Genomic DNA, 24,908 nt, shown 5'->3' with positions numbered 1-24,908 from the left:
CGAGAGAACTCTCAGGGCCAACCGTAGATGTGATCCCCGGTTTTGCCTCCCAGCAAGACTTCTCGAGAGCTATCCGACTTGCTGTTCCGGCGGCCGGATGGCGCTATACCCATGCTACCATGGCCAGGCTCCTGGCCTCGCTGGCAAGAGTTCAGCGAAATACATGCGAAAGCTTGTTCCAGCTGAGGCCTTCTTAGAAAGTTCGTCTGAAACTACAGAGAAGCGTGCGGGCGTTAAAACAACACCGCCTCCAAGGTGGTAGCTTGGAGGCGGTGTTATGAGTGGTGGAAAAGGCCGGATGTTGCTTGAAGATTATTTGGCCTTCTTGCGCTTTTCCCAGAGCTTCATGTCCTTCATTTTGGCGCGGCGTTCACGCTGCAAGGACTTGCTGACCAGGGGCGTTCCCTTCTTGTAGCCGTATTTTGTCCTGTATTCGTCGGCAGTGACGCCGTGGGTGGCCAAGTGCTTCTTGGTAAGGATCTTGAAGGTCTTGCCACATTCCAAGCAGGTAACGGACTTTTCCTTGATGGCCTTTTTGGGGTCCACGGCAGGAGCTCCGCTTTCGTCAACAATGGCCACGCCCTCGCTGATGCCGCGAATGCCTTCGGCCACTTTCTTAACCATGGAGGTAATTTCCTCCTCGGTCATATTGCGGACACTTGCTTGGGCTTTTACGATTTCCAATGCTTCCTTAAGATAGTCATCCATGTGATTCTCCTTACTGTCGCGGGTGGTGTTTCGACGCAATACACGAAACAACGGCGTAATGTAAATAACCCAAATGCATTTTTCTCCATCAGTGAAAGTTTTTTGGAGTGTTACGGATTAAGATGCAATATGCGGTGAAAAGCTTTGCCTGGAGCGGCGTCCGGCAAATTCGCTAGCGTTTCTAGAAATCCATAAGGGCATGATGATTCGCACTTGATGTTTGCAAAAAAGAAAGCAGTGACGAAAAAATTTGCGTACGTTCTGCATCACACTGCGTATGGTTCCCAGCTTTGACAAAGGTGGTTTGTCCGGGCAAATGTTTCGCGAGGCGAGAAAGGGGGGGACTCATGTTCACGGGACTGGTGCAAGGCATGGGCAAGGTGGAGGCGCTTGAGAGGCGTGGCGGACAGATGCGGTTGTCCATCAAGGCTCTTTTCGAACTTCAAAACATTGTTTTGGGTGAATCCATCGCGGTGAACGGTGTGTGTCTCACGGTTGAGAGCGCAGCAACTCATTCCTTCAGCGCCTATGCATCAACCGAAACCATGGAGAAGACCAACCTGGGCGCACTCGCGTCTGGCTCCAAAGTGAACCTGGAGCGCGCCCTGGCCCTGGGCGATCGTCTGGGAGGCCATCTGGTGAGCGGGCACGTGGATTGTCAGGCCAAGGTCGATTCCGCTTCCCCGGCCGGGGAGTCCATGCGTTACACCCTCGTCTTTCCCCCTGAGTTCGGCATCTATGTGGTGGAAAAAGGGTCCGTCTGCCTGGACGGAATAAGCCTTACGGTCAACGAGTCCGGCCAGGATTGGCTCAGTGTGAACATCATTCCCGCCACGCAGGCAGAAACCACCATCTCCGGCTGGGGGCCGGGCCGGGCCGTGAACATGGAGTGCGACCTTATCGGGAAATACGTGGTCCGCATGCTAAAGCCGTTCGCCTCCAAGGCCAAACCCTCGGGGATCACCGACGACTTCCTCAAGCAGCACGGGTTTTAGGAGTTTTTGCGATGAGGTCTGACGGCGACGGCAATACGCCGCCGTCAGACCAGTTGGGAATTGCGTGTGAGCGCGATTACGGGTGCTTGCGGAATTTATCCTGCACATGGACGCTGCCGCTGTGACACGGTGTGCAATCCATTCGCCCCTTGCTGATTGGGGATGACTTGCCCTTCCCGTGGCATGATCCGCAGGCCTCCTCGGCCTTGGACATGCTTGCAGAGGCGAAGGTGCCGTCGATTTTGGCATTCATGATCTCGATGGCCTTTATTGCAACGTCCGCCGTGATCCGGGAGCAACGTTCGCTACGTTTGGTGCTGGAGGCGTCGATGCCTGTGGCGAAGCTCCAGGTGCTCACGGAGAGATGGCAGAGCACAGAGCCGGGAACGCCGGTGGGCACCATCCCTTTCACCCCCCGAGCCTTTTCTCCGGGATCGTATTTGGGCAATGCGGTTTGTTCGTACCAGCGGAACAATTCCGTGACCATCGGATCCCGCTCCTTGCGGCCCCAGAACAGGGCGAAGGCGCTTGCCGCACCCAGGAGCGCCCCACAGATGGTGCCCCACTCGGAAATGCCGCTCTTGCCCACTTCCATCATTGTGAACGGGAACTGGTTATACGGTGCCCCGTAGCGTTTACCCAGGCTGCCCACAATGGAGTAAAACGTCCCATAACAACAGCCGAAGTCGTTGTGCCAATATCCGTCGTAGGCCAGAGGGGCGCAGGTCTGGGCGTCGAGCTTGTGGGGAAGCCAAGCCGCCAGCTTGTCCCCCGTGTCGTGTGTTGCGCCTCTGGCGTCCCCGTTCGGCATCGCTACGCTCGCCGCTCCCCCGATCAGGGCACCGCCCAGCACGCCCAGTACGTCACGTCTGCTGCAGGAAAACATTCCATCACCTCCGGTCAGTATTTGGTTGTGGATGCTGACCGGAAGAAAGCAAGCCACATGCCATTGTCTGGGCTAGGCATCTATCTTAAATCACACGTGATTTTGTTGGATGGGGAGGGGCGGTGCAAACATGCTGGTGTGGGTCGCAAACGGGTGTTGGCAGCCAGAGCACATGGGAGCGCCTGACTGGTAGGAGACGAGGCGTGGGGCTGTTACGGCCTGGCTTGCCCTTTTTGATTTTCCCTACTACTAAAAAGTGTTCCGGCCAACGCTTCCAGCGTTGGCCTTCAGGAGGACTTTTTCATGCCACTTTGTACAACAGAAGAAGCCATAGAGGTAATCCGCCAGGGGAAGATGATCATCCTGGTGGACGACGAGGACCGTGAAAACGAAGGCGACCTGACCATCGCCGCCGAAAAGATCACGCCCGAGATAATCAATTTCATGGCCGTGCATGGCCGGGGCCTAATCTGTCTGCCCATGGCCCCGGAATGGATCGACAAGCTCAACCTGCCCTTGATGACCCACCAGAACGAGTCCCAGTTCGGGACCGGATTCACGGTGTCCATCGAGGCCAGGCGAGGCGTCACCACTGGCATTTCGGCCTTTGACCGGGCCACCACAATCCTCACCGCCGTGGCGGACGACGTCAAGGCCGAGGACATCGTCTCCCCTGGCCACATATTCCCCCTGCGCGCCAAGGAAGGCGGCGTGCTGGTGCGCGCCGGCCAGACCGAGGGCAGCGTTGACCTGTCGCGTCTGGCGGGTCTGAAACCCTGCGCCGTGATCTGCGAGATCATGCGCGACGACGGCAACATGGCCCGCATGCCGGATCTTATCGAGTTCGCTCAGAAGCACGACTTGAAAATCGCCTCCATCGCGGACCTCATCCGCTACCGCATGCGTTTCGGACATCTTTCGGTGAACAAGGCCGCCGAAGCCACGCTGCCCACCTGCTACGGCGAAGGGTTCAGGGTTATCGCCTTCGAAACCCAGGGGCCCGGGCCGAAGACCCACGTGGCCATCGTCAAGGGAGACATCAAACCCGGGGAACCCACCCTGGTTCGCGTGCATTCGGAGTGCCTCACAGGCGACGTGCTGGGCTCCTTGCGTTGCGATTGCGGCGGCCAGCTCCAGCAGGCCCTGCGCATGATCGACCGCGAGGGCAAGGGCGTGCTCCTCTACATGCGCCAGGAGGGCCGGGGCATTGGCCTGGCCAACAAGATCAAGGCCTATGCCCTTCAGGACCAGGGGCTCGACACCGTGGAAGCCAACCAGAAGCTCGGCTTCAAGGCGGACCTTCGCGACTACGGCATCGGAGCTCAGATGCTGGTGGCCCTGGGGGTTACCAAAATGCGGCTCATGACCAACAATCCCAAGAAAATAGTGGGCCTTGAGGGCTACGGCCTCGAGGTGGTGGAACGGGTCCCCATCGAGATGAACGCCTGCGAGCAGAACATCGACTATCTGCTCACCAAGAAGGAAAAGATGGGTCACATGCTCAACCTGGAGAACAAGTAAGGAGCCGCGCCATGCTGCACATCCGCACCATCGAAGGCCAAATGACGGCCAAGGGGCTTAAGTTCGCCATTCTGGCCTCCCGCTTCAACGACACCATCGTGGACCGCCTCGTGGGCGGCGCGGTCGACTATCTCGTCCGTCACGGCGCCGAACGCGAGGACCTGACCCTGGTTCGGATTCCCGGCGCCTTCGAGATGCCCCTGGCGGCCAAAAAGCTGGCCAAGTCCGGCATGTACTCGGCCATCATTTGCCTGGGGGCGGTGGTGCGCGGGCACACCCCGCACTTTGATTTCGTTGCCGGCGAGTGCACCAAGGGCCTGGCCCAGGTGGGGCTGGACAGCGGCGTGCCCATCGGGTTCGGCCTTCTGACCACCGACAATCTCGAGCAGGCCATCGAGCGCGCCGGAACCAAGGCCGGCAACAAGGGTGTGGAAGCCGCCTCCGCCGCGCTGGAGCTGGTTCGGGTTCTGGAGCAGATATAGTGTCAGGACCCCAGACCCCAAGGCGCAAAGCCAGGCGACGCGCCTTTCAGGTGCTTTATGGGTTCGACTTCGAACCACCGGTGAACGACCGGGCGCTGTTAAAGGCCGTGGAGAACGCTCCCATGGACCCGGACCTGCCCGAGTCCGGCGACAGCTATGTGCTGGAGCTGGTCAAGGGAGTGTGGAAAGACCACGAGGAATTGGACAAGCTCGTTCAGGAGCACTCCCAGCATTGGAAACTCGCCCGCATCGCCAAGGTGGAACTGACCATTCTGCGACTGGCCCTGTACGAGATCCTGCACGTTGCGGACATCCCCTTGCGCGTGGCCTTAAACGAGGCCGTGGAGCTGGCCAAGGAATTCGGCGACGAGAACTCGCCGGGCTTCGTCAACGGCATCCTGGACGCCGTGGCCAAAGCCGTGGACCAGGGCAAGTTCACCATCAAGAAAGACCTCGCGTCCAACAAAGAAGAAGCCTGAGATGAAACGCTACGAACCGCTTTCCATAGAAGCCAAATGGCAGCAGAAGTGGACCGGGGAGCGCTGCTTCCATGTTGAAGCGGATGCTTCCAAACCCAAGTACTACGTTCTGGAGATGTTCCCCTACCCGTCCGGGCGCATCCATATGGGACATGTGCGGGTCTATACCATTGGCGACGTGGTGGCCCGGTTCAAGCGCATGCATGGTTTCAACGTGCTGCATCCCATGGGCTGGGACGCCTTCGGCCTTCCGGCCGAGAACGCGGCCATCAAGCACGGCCTGCATCCTGCCAAGTGGACGTACGAAAACATCGACAACATGCGTTCCCAGCTGCAGAAGATGGGCTACTCGCTGGATTGGGAGCGCGAACTGGCCACCTGCGACCCGTCCTACTACCGCTGGGAGCAGCTCTTCTTCCTCAAGTTTTATGAAAAGGGCCTGGTTTACCGCAAGAATTCACCGCAGAACTGGTGCCCGGACTGCCACACCGTGCTGGCCAATGAGCAGGTGGAGGACGGCAAGTGCTGGCGCTGCGACTCGGAAGTGGAGCAGAAGGACCTGGAGCAATGGTTCTTGCGCATCACTTCCTACACCGAGGAACTGCTTAAGGACCTGGAGACCCTGGCCGGCGGCTGGCCGGAGCGGGTGCTCACCATGCAGCGCAACTGGATCGGCAAGTCCGTTGGCTGCGAAATAGATTTTCCCCTCGAGGACGGCTCCGGCTCGGTGCGGGTGTTCACCACCCGCCAAGATACGCTCTGGGGTGCGACCTTCATGTCGCTCGCGGCCGAGCATCCCCTGGCCGAGAAGCTGATCTCTGGCAAACCCCAGGAGGGCGAAGCCCGGGCCTTTATCGAGAAGATCCGCTCCCTGGACCGCATCAAGCGACAGGCCGACGATCTGGAAAAAGAGGGCGTGTTCACGGGCAGCTACTGCACAAACCCCGTGACCGGGCTCAAGATGCCCATCTACCTGGCCAACTTCGTGCTCATGGGCTACGGCACCGGCGCGGTCATGGCCGTCCCGGCCCATGACCAGCGCGACTTCGAGTTCGCCAAGAAGTATGGCCTTCCCCTCAAGGTGGTCATCAATCCCAAGGGCGAGACCCTTGCGGCCGAGGTCCTGACCGCGGCTTACACCGACCCGGGTGTCCTGGCCGATTCCGGTCCCTTCACCGGCCAGGGCAGCGAGTCCGCCAAGGTCGGCATCGCGGACTGGCTTGAAGCGGAGAACAAGGGCACCCGGGCCGTGAACTACCGCCTGCGCGACTGGAACATCTCCCGCCAGCGCTACTGGGGTGCCCCCATCCCCATGGTCTACTGCGACAGCTGCGGCGTGGTGCCTGTGCCGGAAAATGAGCTGCCCGTTAAGTTGCCCCTGGACATCCAGGTGCGTCCGGACGGCCGCTCCCCCCTGCCGGACTGCGCCGAATTCGTGAACGTGGCCTGCCCCAAGTGCGGCGGCAAGGCACGGCGAGAGACCGACACCCTGGACACCTTCGTGGAGTCGAGCTGGTATTTCCTGCGCTACGCATGCCCCCGGGAGGACACGGCACCCTTTGATGCGGAAGCCGTGAAATACTGGTCGCCCGTGGACCAGTACGTTGGCGGCATCGAACACGCCATCCTGCACCTTCTGTATTCGCGCTTCTGGGTGAAGGCCCTGCGTGATCTGGGATACGTGACCCATGCCGAGCCTTTCGCCAACCTGCTCACCCAGGGCATGGTGATCAAGGACGGGGCCAAGATGTCCAAGTCCAAGGGCAACGTGGTGGACCCGGACGTCATGGTTGCCAAGTACGGCGCGGACACTGTCCGGGTGTTCATGCTGTTTGCGGCCCCGCCGGAAAAGGACCTGGAGTGGTCCGACTCAGGCATCGAGGGCTCGGCTAGGTTCTTGTCGCGTATATGGCGTCTTGTCACCGAAGAACTGGCTGGCGTAATTTCTCCCACGGGCCCCTGCCTGGCCTTGGACCCGGCGTCGCTTTCGCCCCTGGCCAAGGAGCTCCGCCGCCGCGAGCACGCCATGGTGGCCAAGGTGGCCAAGGATATCGAAGGTCAGTTCCAGTTCAATACGGCCATTGCCGCCATCATGGAGATGCTCAACTTCCTCTACGCCAATGTGGACGAGTTGAAGAGGGATTCGGGCAAGGCCCTGTCCTCCGCAGTCAATTCACTCCTGGTGGCGCTTTCTCCCATGGCCCCGCACGTGTGCGAGGAACTCTGGGAGATGATCGGGCATAAAAAGATGTTGGCGGAAGCACCCTGGCCGGCCCACGACCCGGCAGCCCTGGCCACGGACACGGTCACCGTGGTGGTGCAGGTGTGCGGGAAGCTGCGCGGCAAGATCGAGGTGGCGGCCGACGCGGACGAGGAGTCTGTGAAAGCGGCGGCGCTGGCCGAGGAAAACGCTGCCCGCCATATCGAGGGCAAGACCGTGCGCAAGGTCATCTACGTGCCCGGCAAGCTGGTGAATATCGTGGCCAACTAGGCTGCGCATCAAGAGCATTTAGCGGGAGTTCTTCCCGTGTGAGCCCCTGGATGAGCCATCTCGTCCGGGGGCTTTCGCGTGGGTGGGTGTTATTTAAGCATTTCCAGGCAGACCACTCGAAAATGCTCTGGAGCTGTGTTCGTTCAAGAGCGCGACAGGTGGGCATGGGAGCTTGTGATTGGTGAGAGTTGGTCTTACCCTCAAGCCGTTTTCAAAGAACTGCCTCATTCAAGGAACTACCATGCGAAAGACCACGCTCTTCCGGCAACTCGTGAACGATCCGGAAATACTCATGCTTCCCGTGGCCCACGACGGCCTCTCCGCCCTGGCCATCGAACAGGCCGGGTTCAAGGCCATGGCCGTGGCTGGTTACGGCACCTCGGGCAGCCTGCTTGGCCTGCCAGACATCGGGCTCATCAGCTCCACGGAGATGCTTGGCCATTACTCCCGCATTGTGGAACGGGTCAGCCTGCCGGTGATGGTGGACATCGACACCGGGTTCGGTGACGTCAACAACGTCATTCGCACGGTGCGTCTGGTCGAGCAGTTGGGCGCGGCCGCGCTTTTTATTGAGGACCAGACCTACCCAAAGCGCTGCGGCCACATGGCCGGGAAACAGGTGGTCCCTGTGGAGGAGTTTCTGCCCAAGCTTAAGGCAGCCTTGTGGGCCAGATCCGATCCCGATTTCGTCATCATGGCCCGCACCGACGCGGCCGCGGTCTACGGAATCGACGAAGCCATCCGGCGGGCGCGGCTCTACGCTGAAGCCGGGGCGGACATGGTGTTTGTGGAGGCCGTGACCTCGCCCGAGGATATGCGCAGGGTCAATTCGGCTGTTTCCGTACCAAGCATGGCCAACATGATAGAGGGCGGGAAGTCGCCCTTCCTTCCGGCTTCGGAACTACAGAAGTTGGGCTACTCAGTGGCTGCGTATCCCTGTGCCTCCGTGTTCACCGCGGCCAGGGCGCTTACGAACTGGGCCGGATATCTCAAGGAGCACGGGACAAGCCAGGGGTTTGCCGGGGCAGAAACCATGATGGATTTCGAAGAGTACTTCAACTTCATAGGAGCGAAGGACATCCGGGAGCGGGAAAAGAAGTTCATCAAGGAGTGAGCGATCGTTGCCAAGCGTTTCCCCCATTGCGCCGGAGGCCAAGGCATGACGGCTGGTTGGCATGGAAGACGCAATCGACTCAAAAGCCCTGGCCGGACACGGCCAGGGCTATTCTTGTTTGAGATAACAAGGTGTAAAAGAAGAATTAAATATACTGGAAAAGCTGGGTGAGGAAGTCCGGGCTCCACAGGTTTGGAGTCGTGCTGACGAGAGACTGGATGGTTGAGAGAAGGGTCGCGAAGCTCGATTCCGGAACGCTTACGTTTACGCTTGTGCTCCCGGAATTAACCGCGACAGTTACAGCCCAAAGAGTGCTCAGCATAAGTTGTTTCACGTTGTGCTCCATGGAATGCCGGGCACGTTGATCCCGGGTTGTCGTTAACGTGGAATCGGCTGGGGATGAACAAGGAGTGTCACCCTGTACAGCCACAATCCACACTAGCGCCGTTGTACGGCGTATCCGTATTGAACCGGCCAGGATGGGTCACCCCCAAGCTCCTGTTGCGCCTTGATTGACCAGTAGGGTTCTCTTAGCATCTCGCGACCCAGGAGCACCAAGTCGGCTTCGCCCGAAGCCACGATGGACTCGGCTTGATCGACTTGAGTGATGAGCCCCACTGCGCTGGTCATGACATGGACCTCTCGGCGGATGGCGGCAGCGAAGGGGACCTGGAAGCCGGGTTTCACCGGAATCGAGGCGTGGGGAACCAGGCCGCCCGTACTGACATCCACGAGATCTATACCGATTTTGGCCAACTCCCTGGCAAAGATGATGGATTGCTTCAGGTCCCATCCACCCTCCACCCAGTCGGTGGCGGATATCCTGGTGAACAGAGGCATATCGTTTGGCAACACTGCTCGGATAGCGGCCGCGGTTTCCAGCGGCAAGCGCATGCGGTTGGCCAGTTCACCGCCGTATGCGTCCGTGCGGACGTTGCTTACGGGTGAGAGGAACTGGTGCATCAGGTAGCCGTGAGCGGCATGCAACTCCACCACTTCGAATCCGGCGGCCACGGCGCGGCGCGCGGCGGCAACGAAAGCCTCCTTCACGTTCGCGATTCCAGCCTCGTCCAAGGGCTCGGGTATCGTGTCCCCCTCGGCGAAGGGGATAGGACAGGGGGCCTGGGTTATCCAGCCGCCTTCGTCAGGCGTGACAATCTTTGAGCCACCCAGCCAGGGAGGCAGACAGCTGGCCTTGCGCCCGGCGTGAGCCAGCTGAATGGCGGGAACGGCTCCCATGCGGCGTACGAAGGAGGCTATGCGGGCCAAGGGTTCGATGTGCTTGTCGTCCCAGAGCCCCATGTCCCCGGGAGAGATGCGACCCTCGGGCAATACTGCAGTCGCTTCCACGAAAACCAGGCCAGCCCCGCCAACAGCCCTGCTTCCCAGGTGGACCAGATGCCAGTCGTCGGCCATGCCGTCTGTGGCGCAGTACTGACACATGGGGGATACGCCGATGCGGTTGCGGACAGTGACTCCCCGAATTTCAAGGGGGGAAAGGAGTGCCGGACCAGCCTCGAAAGGGGCGAATTTGTCTCGGGCCGTCATGAAAATACCTCTCTCCCGAAATACGTAACGGTTGCCACAGGACGAAGCGGTACGCCGGGGTTTGCTCCAGGAATCGTTGCTAGTTCCAGTAACACTTATCACGAACTTATGGGCGGAGCGCAAGAGGCATGTGCGGGCTGTTCTGGAAGGAAGTATGCAATATCTTGGGGTATGAGAGTCATTTCCAAACAGTTGGGCGGGTGACGGAAACAAAGATATTTCCCGGTGGGTGGACCTGTGTAGCTGCCATAAACTGGATTTCCCCACCGGTGCGGCACTTCTCTGCGGATAACGATGAGCAACCACTACCCTATGGTCCTGGGCTGTTGTCTGCGTGAAAGGGGGATGGACCCGGTTATATCGTGAACGCGTTCCCTGGCAGGATTCATTCGGAACGGGCCAGTGTTTGCCCTGAAGCGCTTCAAAAGAGAGAGGCCGCCCGTAGGCGGCCTCTTCTAGGGGGGTATAGGGTTTAAGAGACTCTAGTGCTTCTTCTTGGACTTCTTCATGGACAGGCCGACGCCGTCGAACATGTAGAAGATGGCGTAGCCATACCACATGGTATAGATAACGTAGAAGATCAGCAGGAAGCTCAAGAGGAAGATGTTCTTTGAAACCGGTTCGCCTTCGATGCCGTAGAAGTTGTAGCCGGGTTCGATGGCCTTCTTCATCACGGCATCCAGGGCTTTGGCCTCGGCCACCTTGCCGTCCTTTTGCAGGGGCTTCACCAGGGCCGAGAAACCGCTCCACAGGTCCTTCAGGAGCTTGTGGTTGGCCTTGTTCTCGGGTTTGTCAGCAGCGGGGCCGACAACCATGAACACTTCCTTGGACTTGGTGGCGGCGAAGGAGAGCATGGCGCCCAAGTCGCCCTTCACGGTGAGCACGTTTTCCTTCACGTCCACGGTCGCGCCAGCAGTTGTGAGGGCCTTGGCCACGTCCTGGGCCTTTTTGTTGGCCGTGGCCTGAGCCTTGGCCGGGTCCGGTTCGTCCTTGGGATCGGGCTTGGCAATGGTCGCGGTGACGGCCAGCTGTTTGCCCTTTTGCTTCTCCACCCCGGCATTGACCTCCGCGAAGTAATCCGAGGAGTTCTTGGACAGCCTGTTGAAGAAGTCGTCAGAGAATTCAAGGCCGGTCTTGCCGCCGAACAGCGGCGACATGATCAGCATGAAAACCACCAGGAAACTCACCATGAGCAGCGCACCCTTGGTGAAGGCGCCTTTGTTGACTACCATCATGTCTTATTCCTCCCCGCGCAGCATGCCGATGTTGGCGAAGAACTTTCCGAACACCCACACGCCGAAAAGACCAACGCTGACCCAGAAAACGATGTTGCCCACATACTCGATCATGTTGTTCAACTCGGGCGACCAGCCAAGGTAGCCGAGCTCAGTGAGCTTCTTGGGCAGGGTGGCGGCGCGGTTGATGAAACCGGAGATGATGGACAGGGCGTAGAAACCGCGGATGTGAACGCCTTTGACCACCTTGGTGACCAGCGCGCCGACCTGGATGCCCAAGAGCGAGCCGATGAGCATGCCCATGGCCAGGGTGTAGAACACGAAGCCGTATACCGCGTACTGGGTGATGCCAGCGAAACCGGCGGTGAAGATGATCTGCAGGATGTCCGTGCCCACCGTGGTCATGGAGGAGACACCGAACACGTACACGAACATGGGGAAGGTGATGAAACCGCCGCCCACGCCCATGATGGAGGCCAGAGCGCCCACGATGAAGCCGCCGGAGGCCAGGACCCACATGGAGAGCTGGCGGCCGCCGGGGACAAAGTCCTCGTCGAAGGTGATCATCGGGGGAATCTTCAGGGCCTGGACCTTCTTGGCCAGAGGGGGCACGCCACCGCCGGCGGGACCGCCGTGGGAGTCGCCGCCTTCCTCACCCTTACGCGACTTCAGGAAGTCGTAGGCGCCGTAGAAGCCCAGGAAGCCGAGCAGCACCGCGTAGATGGAGGAAATGAAAAGTTCGGACATGAGCGGATCGGCGTCGTAGAGAGCCTTGTTCAGGTAGCCGCCCGCAACAGCGCCGAAGCCGGAACCCAGCAAGAAGCCCATGGCCAGTTTCACGCTCACGTTGCCCAGCTTCTTGTGCACAGCCGTGCCCATGATGGCTTTGGCAAAGATGTGGAACAGGTCCGTGCCAACGGCCAGGATGCCTTTCACGCCGGCGGCCATGAGGGCCGGGGTGATGATGAAGCCGCCGCCCGCGCCGATGCAGCCCGTGATCAGGCCGGCAGCCAGGCCGACGCCGATGGAGGCCAGAAAAATCGTGGTGTTGTAGTAGGACGGCATGTAGGCAGTCTTGCCGCCGATAACGTCCGCCGCCTCGACAAGGCTGAAGCCCAGGATGGGCAGGGCCAGCACCAGAAGCATCAAGACTTTCTTGCGGTTCTTGATGATGCTCATGGAGACTTCGTAGTCCCACCTGGCATGGGCCCTCGCCCCTTCCATCATGAATTCGTACACGTCTCTGAAGAATCGCATCCGGTTACACCTCCGTTCCCGAAAAAAGTTTCACCCCTCGCGGTTTCACCCCAACAGCGCGGGCCACACTCCTCACCCTTGCCTCTGCTCCGGATTCCGGCCGTCCGGCGATCCGGCTATTCCCTGTTCAAGCATCCCTCGTACCGCTTCCACCAGAATCGAAGGATCCTCACTCTTTGGTACGAAGAAAACCATGGGTTCTGTCAAACAGGCTGATGCTTCCTCAATTTCATGCGCGTGCACGGCCACTGGGAGCACAGGTCTTGCCAAGCGGGCCTGGCGGATGACGCTTAAAGGGTCCATGTCCGGCAGTTCGGAATCCACCACCAGAATGTCCGCTCCGGAAGCTGCCAAATTCGTGGCTTCACGTCCCAGTCCGCAACTTTTCACACTTATTCCCTCTCGCGAGAACTCTCTGGCCAGAAGCTCCCGGATGTGCCGGTTGCGATTGGCCAGGATCACAGTGAAGGAAGCTGTTGCGGCGGTTGCCATAACAGGCCTTAGGCAAAGGGTGTGCCAGAGAGTCAGTTCCTAATTGCCTGAATTGAAATACAAAAAAAACGGCCAGCTATTTGGCTGGCCGCTTGGATGTCCATTTTCTTTACACTTAGTAAAACTTTATGTTTCCGGAGCATTCGTTCAGGTGGCCTTTTAAGCTATTTTGAAATGAAAGCCCCGGGAATGGTTCATACGGGCTGGCAATCAGATAACAGGGAGGCGGATAATGGTCCGAAGCTTGTCCGACGCTGTCCGGCTTGGATCGGAGAGGTAAATTTCGTGATGTCGGCCAACCACGGTGAGTTGTTTCTTTTCGATGAAGGCGTGCATGATTTCGAGAGTTGAGTCTTCCTTGTCATAGGGGCCGACATGCAGCATCTGCACACACTGGCCTTCCTCAAAGCCCATGACACCGACCCTTTTTACCAACTGCGATTTGCCTTTGGCCAGAAGCTCGGCTTGAACCCGGTCCAGGTCGTTCTCTCCAATGAAGTCCGGAGTGCGCAGCAGGAGGGTCCAGTTCCAGGCTGATTGGGGAGCTGAAGCAAAGTCGAAGTAGCCGGGGTCCAGATGCCACAATCCTTCGAGTTTGCTGATTACATAGTCGCGCCCGTTTTTTTTGCTCTGCATTTTGAGAGTGTAGGCAACGGAGTAAAGGGCCTGAACGGACTGCTGGAACAGAGGCTCACGTGGGTGTCCGGATCCCTCGATGCTCAGGAACCAGGCAGTATCAACAGTGACAAGCTTGGGTGTGCGCGTGGCTGCGTATTCGGCTTTGTTCAAGGCGAACAGGTCAATCTTTTCGGTGGCCATTTCCCCTCCAGGTTGCCAAGAGTGTCCAAAGCCAATACCTGCCTTGGGCATGCAAGAAAAGTCCGGAGCATATCTCAGACTGATTAAGCGTTTGCGCTTACACCCCGGCAGTCCCGAAGCCGCCCTGGCCGCCGGAGCGTGGAACTTGGCGCTGGAACTGGCTCATCCGGCGACGTTTTGCGAAAGTCTGGACAGGGAGGCGTTCATCGAATGCTTCGAACCGCATGCAAGAGCCAGTTCCCACCTCATGACGCGCTTGGAAGGGTGTGGTTCGGTATGGATCCTGGCTGCTACCATCGGCCCGAGCCTTGAGGAGCGCGCGCGGGATATGTTCACCTCCGGGCAGGCGTTTTCAGGGTATGTACTCGACTATTTCGGCACATGGCTGGTGGATCAGGCACTGCGACGCGAAATTGCCGGACTAAGAAGGCGGATCGGGACCACCACAATTCGCCTGAGCCCTGGGACCAAGGATTTCCCCTTGGCGGCCCAGGCCATGATCGTAAAACTCGCCGGGAGGTCACTGGGGTTGTCGCTCACATCGGCAAACCTGCTGATCCCACAGAAATCCGTCACCACAGTTCTAGGACATGTCGAACAGTCTGTTGTTAAGCAGCCTGACGTTTCTCCATAGGTAGCCAAATGTCGAGAAAAATTGACAGAATCTGGTCCTCTGCAAGCCGGGAGCTCCGTGTTTCTCTAGTAGCGCTCTATTTAGATTCACCTAATTGCCCATTCAATCTTCTGTGAAGCCAAGGCTGCAACATTTGCGTGTTTCCCGCATTTGTGTGGCAAGTTGCTGGCAGTTTCGCAATCCCAGATGTGGGAAATGAGGAGCGACGCCCTTCTTGTCGGAGTTTGCTAAACAACTATTATCAATACTAACTTATGTGGATAGCTTGACAATATCTGGGCGCGACCGCAATGTGAGGCCGGGCAAACAGCGTAGGAGGATATTATAATGGGAAAAAGCATCCTGTTGTACGCCTTTGTGGTATTAATCTGCTTTGGGTCTATTCCGGTTAGCGCCAAGGACGAATATTCTTACGTTGGTTCGAAGTCCTGCGCTCAATGCCATGAGCAACAGTACGCAAACTTTGCGAAGTATTCAAAAAAGGCGCATGCATGGGATTCCATCGCTGTTATGAAGCCCAAACTCAAGGAACAAGAACTCAAGAAGTGTTATGAGTGCCATACCACCGGGTACGGCAAGAAAGGCGGCTTCACCAGCAAGGAAACCACCCCGAATCTCGCTGACGTGGGGTGCGAAACCTGCCACGGCCCCGGGAGTGCCCACGCCGAGTCCGGCGACCCCAAGCAGATCACCCGCCGCCCGTCCACCCAGACGTGCGCCACATGCCACAACCCCGAACGCATCGAAGACTTCAGGTTCAAACCTCTCATCTTCTCCGGCGCGCACTAGGGGGGCCAAGACATGAACATTTCCCGCTCCATCAATGCGAAGATGACCCTGGTCATCGCCTTGATCTCTCTGGCGGTCATTTCCGTGATCATGCTTTTTGAGGGGATCGGCGTTCAGAGGATGATGTCCGACCAGATCAGGCACACTGCGGAAACCGAGGCGGACCTGGCCTATATGGGCATAGAAAAGCCGATGGTGGTGGGCGACAACAAATCCACCATCGCCGAGTTCGCCGCCATAGGTACCAAGTTTAAAGACCTGACGGCCTACATGACCTCCTACACCGGGAACGTGACCTACAGTACCGACACCGGGACCGTTCGCAAGGAGTATTCCTCCGTCGCGGGCAACGACGAACTGGTCAAACTCCACCAGCGGGGGCTCAAGGAAAACATACGGGAGTCGGTCTTTCTGGATATGGGGGGGAAAAAGATACTGGCCCGTGTGATCTCCATTCCTAACCAGAAGAAGTGCTACCATTGTCACGGCGAGTCCGAGCCCATCATTGGCCAGATGATCCTGCTTTCAGACGTGTCCGGCGCTTGGGGGGCCATGCGCTCCCAGCTCTTCACCTCGATGGGCATGGGCTTGGCCGGGGTGGCCGTGCTCATCGGCATCTCTGTCTGGGCCGTGCGCGTCATGCTCATACGGAAGATAAAAACTCTGGCACATGCCTCAGAGCAGGTTATCGAGGGGGATTACAATGTCAGCTTCGATGTGGCCGGGCAGGATGAATTGGCTACATTGGCGGGCGATATCGGCAAGATGGTGGTACAATTGAAGGACAAACTCGGCTTTTCCGAGGGAGTGCTGAACGGCATTCCCACTCCCTGCCTTATACTTGGCGCCGACAAGAAGATCATCTGGCTCAATAATCACATTTGCGAGCTTCTGGAAAAGCGTGGCGACCCCTCCACCCACCTGGGGCTCACCTCCGGGATGTTCATTTGGAAAGACGACAATCGGGAGACCATGTCCGAAAAGGCCATCGTTCTCGAGCAGGCACTCAGCGCAGAACGGGAGGTTATCACCGACACGGGCAAGCACCGCTTCGTGGCGGTTTCGGCAACGCCGTTCTTCGATATGGACGGCAATCTGATGGGGTCCGTGACCTTCTGGAACGACATCACCGAGATACGCGAACAGCATAAGCAGATCGAGGCACAGAACGCCGTCATCGCGCAGGCGGCCGAACGTGCGGACGGCATAGCCCACCATTTGGCCGGAGCCTCGGAACACTTGCTGGAGAGGATCAGCCTAACCACACAGGGAACCAACCACCAGCGCAGCCGCATTCAAGAGACCGCTGCCGCGGTGGAGGAGATGAACGCCTCGGTTCTGGAAGTGGCGCGGAACGCTTCCGATGCTTCGACCAATGCGGAAAACGCGAAGCAGCGGGCAGTGGACGGACAGAAGGTCGCTGCGGATTCCATCACGGCCATCATGAACGTGCGCAATCAGACCATGAAGATGTCCGAGAGTCTGCATGATCTCGGCGAACAGGCCATAGGCGTCGGGCGTATATTGAACATAATAAACGACATAGCGGACCAGACCAACCTGCTGGCCCTGAATGCCGCCATTGAGGCTGCCCGCGCGGGCGAGGCTGGCCGGGGCTTTGCGGTTGTGGCCGACGAGGTTCGCAAACTGGCCGAGAAGACCATGCAGGCCACCCAAGAGGTCCATTCCGCTGTGAGCGGAATTCAGGAAGGGGCGAAACTCAATATCAGCCTTATGGACGAAGCGGACAAGAGCGTTGAACAGGGCGCGGAACTGGTGAAGAACGCCGGGGAGGCGCTCCGGGAGATCGTGGGGGTGTCGGTGCAGACCGCAGACATGATCCGTTCCATCGCCACGGCCGCCGAACAGCAGTCCGCCGCCTCGGAAGAGATCAACCACAGCGTGGACGACGTGAATACCATCGCCGGAGAAACCGCTCAGGCTATGAACGAGCTGGCGGAGACCTCCAAGGAAGTGGCCAGTGTGGCCTCTGAGCTCCGGGAAGTTATCGGGAGCATGACCCTGGCAGAGGGTTCAGGCCCGAAGAGTCTGACGTAACCCGGTCGTTTGCACACAGGCAAAGAGAAGAGAGAGGGCACATGCCCTCTCTTTTTTTCGGTGCGGCCTGGGTTATGAAAACCTGCTGCAAACGTTGAGGCTCACGTCCAAGCCTTTGCGTGGGAGCAGGGACAGGGCAGGCTTAGGGCAGAACATCCCCGATCTTCACGCTGGCTTTCACCACCAGACCGAGCTTCTCCATCTTGGCCAAAAGCGTAGGGCGAGACAGACCAAGGAGCTTGGCGGTCTGGGAACGGTTTCCTCCGGTGACCCGCAGAGCTTCGGCAATCACCTGTGCCGCGAATCGGTCCGTCACCTGTGCGAAGAGGTCCGGGCCGCCGGCCGCTACAGCTTGAGACACGTATTCACTAAGGGCTTCTTTGATATCCGGGACGGGCTCTGGGCTTCTTCCGGCGATGGTGGCGCGGACTGCCACGGAGCTTATGGCTAGTCCGCGGCTGAAGATGAGCGTCTTTTGCAACACATTGGAGAGTTCGCGAACGTTCCCGGGCCAGTCGTGAGCGGCAAGGGCGGCAAGGCCATCCTGGGTAATGCCGGGGTTTTGCGAGGACATGGACTTTGCGTGACAGCCAAGGAAATGCACAGCCAGTTGCGGGATGTCTTCCTTGCGCTCGCGTAGCGGAGGCAGAACGATTCGCACCACTTGAAGACGGTAGTAGAGATCTTCCCGGAAGCGCCCTTGGGCCATGGCTTCTTCGAGGTCACGGTTGGTGGCCGCGATGATTCGCACATCCACCGGGATGGGGCCTGAGCCGCCCAGACGTTCGATCTGTTTTTCCTGGAGAAGTCGCAATAACTTTGCCTGGATGGACAGGGGCATGTCGCCGATTTCGTCCAGGAAGATCGTGCCGCCCTGGGCCTGTTCTATTTTGCCGGCCCGGCGGTGCGTGGCGCCAGTGAAAGCACCTTTCTCATGCCCGAAAAGCTCGCTCTCAAGAAGTGATTCCGGGATGGCCACGCAATTGACTACCACGAAGGGCTTTCCCTTTCGCTCTGAATAGCTCCAGAGAGCGCGGGCAGCCAGTTCCTTCCCGGTTCCGGATTCCCCCTGCACCAATACCGTGGCGTCAGTGGCGGCCACTCGGCCAAGCTGCTTGTAGATTTCACGCATGGCCCGACTCTGGCCAACGAGGGACACCTGTGACGCCGTATCGGGAACGGATGGCTGTTTCGCGCCCTTGGCGAGTTGTGAAGCATCCAGAGCCTGGGTTATGAGCCCAAGCATTTCCGGGATATCGAAGGGCTTTAGAATATAGTCGAAGGCTCCCTTGTTTACGGCTTCTATGGCCGTGTCAGTGGCCCCGTAGGCGGTCATGATGATCACCGGAGTGGACGGATCGTGGATTTTCATACGGGTCAGGGCTTCGATCCCGGTCATTCCGGGCATCCGGACATCCATGACCACCAGGTCTGGTCTGTCGGCTTTTAAGCGCTCGATGCCTTCTTCGCCCGAGGCGGCGGTGAGGGCTTGATGTCCTTCCTGACCGATGATCTTGGCAAAGCTCATCCTCAGCCCAGGGTCGTCATCCACGATGAGGACTACTGCCACCGTGCCCCTCCTTGCGCTTCAGCGTCGAAGGGGAGGGTGATGGTGAATTTTGCCCCGCCGCCCTTGGCCTGTGTAAGGGTAAGTGTTCCACCATGTTCGGTGACTATGCGGCGTGCGATTGGCAGACCAAGACCCGTGCCCTCCTCTTTTGTGGTATGGAAGGGTTCGAACACCCGTTCGCGCTCAGGTTCGGGCACACCAAGGCCGGAGTCCGAAACGGAGAGCACGGCAACCCGGCCCAGAGGTTCGATGAACCCTTCGCTCTCGGTAATGGTGATTCTGCCTGGTCCGTCCATGGCCTCCATGGAGTTGGAAATGAGGTTCACCAACACCTCTTTGAGCTGCTCCGGGTCGATGAGAATGGAACGAAGGGGCGCTTCACGCTCCACGCTGACCCGGACCCGCTGTGAATCAAGACGGAGTTTGAGCAGATTGAGGGCCGAGTCGGTCACGTCCGAGGGGCTCACCCTTGTAAGCGAGAGCTTGGGCGGCTTGGCGTATTCAAGAAAGTTCTGGATGATGAGGTCCAAATGTTTGATTTCCTGGGAGATGACCTCGAAGTCTTCGTGCTGGTTTTCGGAGAGCTCAAGCGATCGCTGCAGGGAGAACAGACGCATTTTCACTGAGGTGAGGGGGTTTCGGATGGAATGGGCCACGCCAGCCGCCATCTTTCCCACGGTTGCCAGCCGCTCGGCAGCCATGAGCGTGGCCTGGCTTTTTTCCAGTTTCGACCGGGCCTGAACCGCGCGCTCCAAGAGCCCGTGCATGCGGTTTTCCAGGGCGGCCACTTCGTCCGGACCGACCAAGTCGTCTTCCCCCCTGGCCAGGCGGCGGATGGGCCCAAGTATCTGGCGGGAGAGAACAAGAGTCAAAATCATGCCCAGCACCAGACAGGATGGCAGGAAGACAGAAGCCATGGCATTGACCAGACGCATTCTCCCGATGCCCTCCTCCCTGTTGCGTTCGAGATCCGAGCGCAAGGAATCCAAAAACAGTTCGCATTGGGTGAGAAGCATGTCGAAGCGTTTGCGTGCGCCGGCCTGTATCGCGGCCGCACCGGTCTTATCGCCGGCATCGATCAATTCTACCACGCGTTCACGTTCCACAGTGAGGCGCAAAAAACCCGATTCTATGTCGTTCAAAAGTTTCCGGGCGGAGTCTTCGTCAGTGAAGGCCCTCACTTTTGCAAGTTCGTGTTCAAATGAACTCTGCTGTTCAGAGAGCCGTTTGAGCCAGGTGGCGTCGAAGTCGAGCGAATAGTAGGTGAGAAAACCGCGTTGAGCTGCCAAAGCGCTCTCCATCCGCATGGCGGCGTCCACTGCGTAGACTTGCCGTTCGAAGAGCCCGGAGAAGAACGTCTGGATTCTGGTGCCATACCAGAGCATGAAGGAACCGCCTCCCACGGTGACGGCCATGAGAAGCCCAAGAACGAGATAGATACGAAGACGCAGGGAGACGTGGAGCCGCATGGGGCGATGTTGCAGGGGGAGGGGCGGAAGTCAAGCGGCGGGTGGCGCCGACAGCGTTCGTCGCGGATTAGAGCTTTCTGACCCCATCCTGCAGGGTGTCCATTTGGGCCGCTATTTCGTCCGGGGTGCGGTGCAACGGGGAAAGGGCCGTTGAAGCTTGGCGGGGATTAACGACCACCTCAAGCTGTTGCGCCGCTCGCTCCAGGGCCGTGTTCAGCATGTCCGCCCCATCTGGGGAACTCTCACCAGCGATAAGCGCCGCGAACCTGTCCGCTCCAAGTCTCGCCAGCACGGCGTGGGGGAACAGTTCGCGCAACACGTTCGCCGAACTTAAGATCAGGGCGTCGGCCTTGTCGTGCCCATGGGCCGAGTTGATCTTGCGGAGATTGCCTACGTTCACCACAAGCATAGTGGCCGTTTTTTTTCGCCTTACGCAATCGCTGAGCACGTCTTCAGCCCTGGCGAGAAAGCCGTGACGATTCTTAAGCCCGGTCAGAGGGTCCAGCCCGGCTAAGTCGTGTTCCCTGTCATAGAGCATGAGAAGCTGGGTTATGAGCAGAAGAAAGGACAGATACGACAAACAGTGGGAGGCCATGCTGTAGACGTGGTAGATGTCCTGGTCGAAGCGCCTGCCTGCCAGGTAGTCCGCCCCTTCGGTGGTGATCGCACAGGCAATGGCCGTAAACACCCCGACGCGCCAGCCTCCGGCAACGGTGAGCATGATGAGGGGCGTGACGTAGACCACGGTAAGGTTGATCTCATAGCCTGTCGCGTAATCCAGCCAGCCGATGCCCACCAGGTAGAGGATGCCCATGAACGCCGTGCGGCTCTTGTCGCGGCGCATGGAGATGATTCTGTCGGACCACCACGTCCGCAGCCTGGGCAGGGCGACTTTCGGCATGTAGGCCTCCGGCCTGGAGAGAACAAGGTTGCACCCAACTCTACAGGATGGAGTTCGCCATGTCACGGCTGGTGCTTGAAGTGCGTTCCGGCCATGACGCAGCGACTGAGAGGAGCTGGGTGTTATCAATCCCCTGGTTGTTCCAGCGTTTTTCTATAGGTCTAACCGCTGTGAATGTTTGGTGAAGGTAAATGCCCGCAGTGGAGTGTACAGTCTGCTCCGCAGTCGTTGGAGCGCCATAACCTTGGTATTTAAGCGAAATACAGAAGATTATGTCTCCGGCGGTTGCCAACAGGCCATTTTCGGGGCATCACGGGACAAACAAGGATGGAAGGCCCCGCCATGCGCTTAAACCCGAAGCTTCCCGACAAGCTGTACCAGCGCTCTCTGTTTTCATGGGTGCTTACCAGCAATCTGAAGCTCCAACTGATTCTGCTCTTGGTCATCGTGGTCACGGTGTCCATCAGGGTTCTGCCCCTGGAGATGCAGAAGAAGATAATCAATGAAGCTATCGGCGAGCAGAAGGTAAACCTTCTGCTTTTGTATTGCGGTTATTATCTGGCCGCCGTGGTCTCAGGATCGGCTCTCAAGTTCGCCATCAACGCGCTACAGACCTACATTGGGCAGGAAGCCCTGGCTGAGATGCGCAAGAAACTCTACGCGCACATCCTCACTCTCCCCATCAATTTTTTCCGCAAGGCCAGCCCGGGCATGATCGTGTCCTCCCTGGTCACCGAAGTGGCCAATGCCGGGGACTTCATCGGCCAGGCCATAGCTGTGCCGGTTACAAACATCCTGACGCTTCTGGCCTTTGCCGGGTACCTTTTTTACTTGAATCCCCTCATGGCCGGACTGTCCATGATCCTCTACCCCCTGGCGCTCATCTTCGTGCCCATGATGCAGAAGCGTTCCAACGCGGCCAACCGGGAGCGGGTGGACATTGGCCGCAAGATGTCCACCATGATCGGGGAGACCGTTTCCGGCATCCATGAAATCCATGGGAACGCCTCATTCCGCCATGAGAACAACCGCTTCGGGGATGTTACGGACAAGCAGTTCAAGGTCCGTGTCCGATGGAATCTGTGGAAGTTCGGCATCAAGAACTCCAACAATTTTTTCCAGTCCCTCGGGCCGTTCGTGCTCTTTCTGGTGGGAGGCTGGTTGGCCATCAACGGGCGTTTCGACCTTGGCGCCCTGGTGGCCTTTCTCTCGGCCAATGAGAAGCTCTACGACCCTTGGAAGGAGCTCATGGATTTCTACCAGTCCTGGCAGGACGCAACCGTGAGCTACAACCGGGTGATGGAGTATTTCGCTGAGGACTGCGAGTTCACCCTGGAGCCTGCCGAACAGCGCGCACCGCTCACCTTGCCGGGCAAGATCGACGTGAAGGATCTGGTCATGGAGGCCCAGGGCGGCATCAAGCTCTTGAAGGGTGTGTCAGTGTCCGTGGAGCCGGGCGAGCATCTGGCCCTGGTGGGATTCTCCGGGTCGGGAAAATCCACCCTGGCCCTGTGCATCGCCCAGATATACAAGTATTCGTCGGGCCAGTGCCGGCTGGCCGGGCATGAGATCGCGGACATGGCCAAGTCCGATCTTGCCGAAAACATGGGTTTCGTGCCCCAGCAGCCCTTCATTTTCGAGGGGTCAATCAAGGAGAATCTGCTTTACTCGGTCAACTCGCGAAACGTGGACAAGGGGGTCGACCCTACTCAGAACGAACCGAGTCTGGACCGGCTCATCGAAGTCATCCAGCAGGTTGGCCTGTTCCTGGATGTCCTGCGGTTCGGGCTGAACACGGTGTTCCGCAAGGGCAAAAAGGAACACCTGGTGGAGAAGCTCATCGCCATCAGGGAGGCCTACTACGAAGAGCAGGGCGAAGAACTCAAGAACAAGGTGGAGTTCTTCGATGAGGGCCGCTACCTGCAGTATTCTTCCGTTGCAGCCAACCTGGTTTTCGGCAACCCCAACGATGATTCCTACCTGCCGGAGAACCTGCCCAGAAACCCAGAGTTCCTCGCATTCTTGAAGGAAACAGGTCTCACCCTGATGCTTTTGGAACTGGGACGCGAATTGACGATCCAGACCGTGGACATATTGAAGAACGTCCCAGGAGCGGACGCCTCCTTCTTCGAGCAGAGCCCGATGTTCTTGGAGGAATTCGAAGCATACTCCCAACTGGCCGAGCGTCTGGACCGCTCCGGGGTGGGGGATCTGTCCGAGGACGAACGCGGAATGCTTCTCAACCTCGCTTTGCGCTTCACTCCTGGTATTCATACCCTTGCCGCTCTTCCGGCCGTGTCCGAACGCATGCTGCTCTCGGGCAGGGCTTCGTTCATGGCGCATATAACCTCCAAAGCCCCGGACAAGATCACGTTCTATCGCCGGGACAACTACATCCACTCCCAGACCATTCTGGACAACATCCTTTTCGGAAAACTCAAGAGCGAAAGCTCCAAGGTCTTGGATACGGTGAACAAGACCATCATCATGCTGCTCATCAAAGAGGATATGCTGGAGCGCATGGTGGAACTTGGGCTCGATTTCCAGGTGGGGACCCAGGGAGACAGGCTCTCCGGAGGGCAGCGCCAGAAGGTCGCCCTGGCCAGGGCGTTTCTCAAGGAACCGCCCCTTCTTTTGCTGGACGAGGCCACGGCGGCATTGGACAACGCCTCCCAGACCCGCATCCAGAATCTTTTGGACTCAAAGTGGAAGGGCAAGTCTACGGTGATCGCCGTGATCCACCGCCTGGATACCATTAAGGGCTACGACAAAATCGCGGTCATGAAGGCCGGACAAATAGTTGAAACAGGCTCCTACCAGGAGCTTATGGACAGGAAGGGGATGCTCTATGAGCTCGTCCACGGACCAAAAATCGGCGGATAGCGCCTGCGGTTACAGCGATTTTCTGGACATCATGCGCGGCCTGCCCCTGTTCTCCAGGGTGCCGCTGGATGTGTGCAAGGTCCTGGCCTACCTTTGCCGGGCCGAAACCTTCCTGCCTGGGGACTATCTGGTCCGCCAGGGGGAGCACGCCGAATCGTTTTACTATCTGACCTGCGGACGGGCAGAAGTCTCGCGCCAAGTCGATGGCGCCGCAGTAAGGGTTAAGGACCTCGGCAAGGGGGATTCCTTCGGCGGCCTGGCTCTCATCCTTGGCGGCAGGAGCCTCTACTCGGTGCGCGCCGTGGAGCAGACTGCGGTGATGATGCTTAGCAGGGAGAAATACTTAAAAACCGTGCAGCGCTTCCAGCAGGTGGAGCCGGCATTGCTTCAATCCCTGGCCGAGCATCTTTTGGCCTGGGAGGAACGGTTTGTGACCCGCCATCCCTCCGAATTCGCGGCACTGGGTCAGGATTTCGGCCTGACGCTGTTCTAGCGTCCTGGATTTTCTGCTCCAACGCCGGCAAGTGCATCCGTCGAGGAGCTGTTTGACACCCGGCACCTTCCCGGATACGTGCCT

The 24,908-nt window shown here is 58.6% G+C and carries 21 protein-coding genes; 11 read left to right on the top strand and 10 right to left on the bottom strand.

The features are described from left to right. Positions 1 to 312: 312 nt before the first annotated feature. Entirely contained in the window at positions 313 to 708 is a 396-nt protein-coding gene (locus tag HY795_11550) for a MucR family transcriptional regulator (GenBank protein MBI4805859.1), read from the bottom strand. Positions 709 to 1,055: 347 nt separating this feature from the next. Here HY795_11550 and HY795_11545 point away from each other — a divergent pair, with 347 nt between their 5' ends. After that, positions 1,056 to 1,703: a riboflavin synthase gene (locus tag HY795_11545; protein MBI4805858.1), complete on the top strand. Its 648-nt coding sequence runs from the start codon at positions 1,056 to 1,058 to the stop codon at positions 1,701 to 1,703. Between the two features lie 76 nt (positions 1,704 to 1,779). On the opposite strand, the gene HY795_11540 is transcribed toward HY795_11545, so the two are convergent. Then, positions 1,780 to 2,589, bottom strand: coding sequence for a C_GCAxxG_C_C family protein (locus tag HY795_11540; protein ID MBI4805857.1), 810 nt, complete (start codon positions 2,587 to 2,589; stop codon positions 1,780 to 1,782). Between the two features lie 303 nt (positions 2,590 to 2,892). Between HY795_11540 and HY795_11535 the strand changes: the two genes are divergently transcribed. The 5 genes from HY795_11535 to HY795_11515 all read left to right on the top strand — a co-directional run bounded on the left by HY795_11535 (position 2,893) and on the right by HY795_11515 (position 8,676). Continuing rightward, a complete protein-coding gene (locus tag HY795_11535) occupies positions 2,893 to 4,110 on the top strand; it encodes a bifunctional 3,4-dihydroxy-2-butanone-4-phosphate synthase/GTP cyclohydrolase II (protein ID MBI4805856.1) in 1,218 nt (405 codons plus the stop codon). Between the two features lie 11 nt (positions 4,111 to 4,121). Beyond that, positions 4,122 to 4,592: a 6,7-dimethyl-8-ribityllumazine synthase gene (locus tag HY795_11530; protein ID MBI4805855.1), complete on the top strand. Its 471-nt coding sequence runs from the start codon at positions 4,122 to 4,124 to the stop codon at positions 4,590 to 4,592. Beyond that, positions 4,589 to 5,071 (top strand): transcription antitermination factor NusB, encoded by a 483-nt coding sequence (nusB, locus tag HY795_11525; GenBank protein MBI4805854.1) that lies wholly within the window; start codon positions 4,589 to 4,591, stop codon positions 5,069 to 5,071. Before HY795_11530 ends, nusB begins: the two co-directional genes overlap by 4 nt. A 1-nt stretch (position 5,072) precedes the next feature. Next, entirely contained in the window at positions 5,073 to 7,562 is a 2,490-nt protein-coding gene (locus HY795_11520; protein MBI4805853.1) for a leucine--tRNA ligase, read from the top strand. 241 nt (positions 7,563 to 7,803) lie between these two features. Then, positions 7,804 to 8,676, top strand: a complete 873-nt coding sequence (locus HY795_11515) for an oxaloacetate decarboxylase (GenBank protein MBI4805852.1) — start codon at positions 7,804 to 7,806, stop codon at positions 8,674 to 8,676. 438 nt (positions 8,677 to 9,114) lie between these two features. Here the strand turns inward: HY795_11515 and HY795_11510 are convergent, their stop codons facing one another. The 5 genes from HY795_11510 to HY795_11490 all read right to left on the bottom strand — a co-directional run bounded on the left by HY795_11510 (position 9,115) and on the right by HY795_11490 (position 14,027). Next, a complete protein-coding gene (locus HY795_11510) occupies positions 9,115 to 10,224 on the bottom strand; it encodes an NADH:flavin oxidoreductase/NADH oxidase (protein MBI4805851.1) in 1,110 nt (369 codons plus the stop codon). A 482-nt stretch (positions 10,225 to 10,706) separates the two neighbouring features. Further along, positions 10,707 to 11,459 carry a hypothetical protein gene (locus HY795_11505; GenBank protein ID MBI4805850.1) on the bottom strand — a complete coding sequence of 251 codons (753 nt, stop codon included), beginning with the start codon at positions 11,457 to 11,459 and terminating at the stop codon, positions 10,707 to 10,709. Positions 11,460 to 11,462: 3 nt separating this feature from the next. Beyond that, positions 11,463 to 12,716, bottom strand: a complete 1,254-nt coding sequence (locus tag HY795_11500) for a sulfite exporter TauE/SafE family protein (protein ID MBI4805849.1) — start codon at positions 12,714 to 12,716, stop codon at positions 11,463 to 11,465. A gap of 72 nt (positions 12,717 to 12,788) precedes the next feature. After that, positions 12,789 to 13,208, bottom strand: coding sequence for a response regulator (locus HY795_11495; protein MBI4805848.1), 420 nt, complete (start codon positions 13,206 to 13,208; stop codon positions 12,789 to 12,791). 210 nt (positions 13,209 to 13,418) lie between these two features. Further along, positions 13,419 to 14,027, bottom strand: coding sequence for a GyrI-like domain-containing protein (locus tag HY795_11490; protein ID MBI4805847.1), 609 nt, complete (start codon positions 14,025 to 14,027; stop codon positions 13,419 to 13,421). Positions 14,028 to 14,172: 145 nt separating this feature from the next. Here HY795_11490 and HY795_11485 point away from each other — a divergent pair, with 145 nt between their 5' ends. The 3 genes from HY795_11485 to HY795_11475 all read left to right on the top strand — a co-directional run bounded on the left by HY795_11485 (position 14,173) and on the right by HY795_11475 (position 17,508). Further along, the gene (locus tag HY795_11485) at positions 14,173 to 14,661 is read left to right on the top strand and encodes a hypothetical protein (protein MBI4805846.1); all 489 of its coding nucleotides are present in this window, start codon (positions 14,173 to 14,175) and stop codon (positions 14,659 to 14,661) included. Positions 14,662 to 14,988: 327 nt separating this feature from the next. Then, positions 14,989 to 15,450, top strand: coding sequence for a cytochrome C (locus tag HY795_11480; GenBank protein ID MBI4805845.1), 462 nt, complete (start codon positions 14,989 to 14,991; stop codon positions 15,448 to 15,450). Between the two features lie 12 nt (positions 15,451 to 15,462). Then, entirely contained in the window at positions 15,463 to 17,508 is a 2,046-nt protein-coding gene (locus tag HY795_11475; protein ID MBI4805844.1) for a PAS domain-containing protein, read from the top strand. A gap of 142 nt (positions 17,509 to 17,650) precedes the next feature. Here the strand turns inward: HY795_11475 and HY795_11470 are convergent, their stop codons facing one another. The 3 genes from HY795_11470 to HY795_11460 form a co-directional block, all read right to left on the bottom strand. Then, entirely contained in the window at positions 17,651 to 19,078 is a 1,428-nt protein-coding gene (locus HY795_11470) for a sigma-54-dependent Fis family transcriptional regulator (protein ID MBI4805843.1), read from the bottom strand. Continuing rightward, positions 19,069 to 20,547: a histidine kinase gene (locus HY795_11465; protein MBI4805842.1), complete on the bottom strand. Its 1,479-nt coding sequence runs from the start codon at positions 20,545 to 20,547 to the stop codon at positions 19,069 to 19,071. The genes HY795_11470 and HY795_11465 overlap by 10 nt, the downstream gene beginning before the upstream one ends. 67 nt (positions 20,548 to 20,614) lie before the next feature. Continuing rightward, the gene (locus HY795_11460) at positions 20,615 to 21,448 is read right to left on the bottom strand and encodes a GGDEF domain-containing protein (GenBank protein MBI4805841.1); all 834 of its coding nucleotides are present in this window, start codon (positions 21,446 to 21,448) and stop codon (positions 20,615 to 20,617) included. 342 nt (positions 21,449 to 21,790) lie between these two features. Between HY795_11460 and HY795_11455 the strand changes: the two genes are divergently transcribed. Continuing rightward, the gene (locus HY795_11455) at positions 21,791 to 24,331 is read left to right on the top strand and encodes an ABC transporter ATP-binding protein/permease (protein ID MBI4805840.1); all 2,541 of its coding nucleotides are present in this window, start codon (positions 21,791 to 21,793) and stop codon (positions 24,329 to 24,331) included. Beyond that, positions 24,297 to 24,824 (top strand): cyclic nucleotide-binding domain-containing protein, encoded by a 528-nt coding sequence (locus HY795_11450; GenBank protein MBI4805839.1) that lies wholly within the window; start codon positions 24,297 to 24,299, stop codon positions 24,822 to 24,824. Before HY795_11455 ends, HY795_11450 begins: the two co-directional genes overlap by 35 nt. The last annotated feature ends 84 nt before the right edge of the window (positions 24,825 to 24,908 follow it).

Source organism: Desulfovibrio sp. (assembly GCA_016208105.1).
Taxonomy (GTDB): Bacteria; Desulfobacterota; Desulfovibrionia; order Desulfovibrionales; family Desulfovibrionaceae; genus Fundidesulfovibrio.
This window is presented reverse-complemented; position numbering and strand designations above follow the sequence as displayed.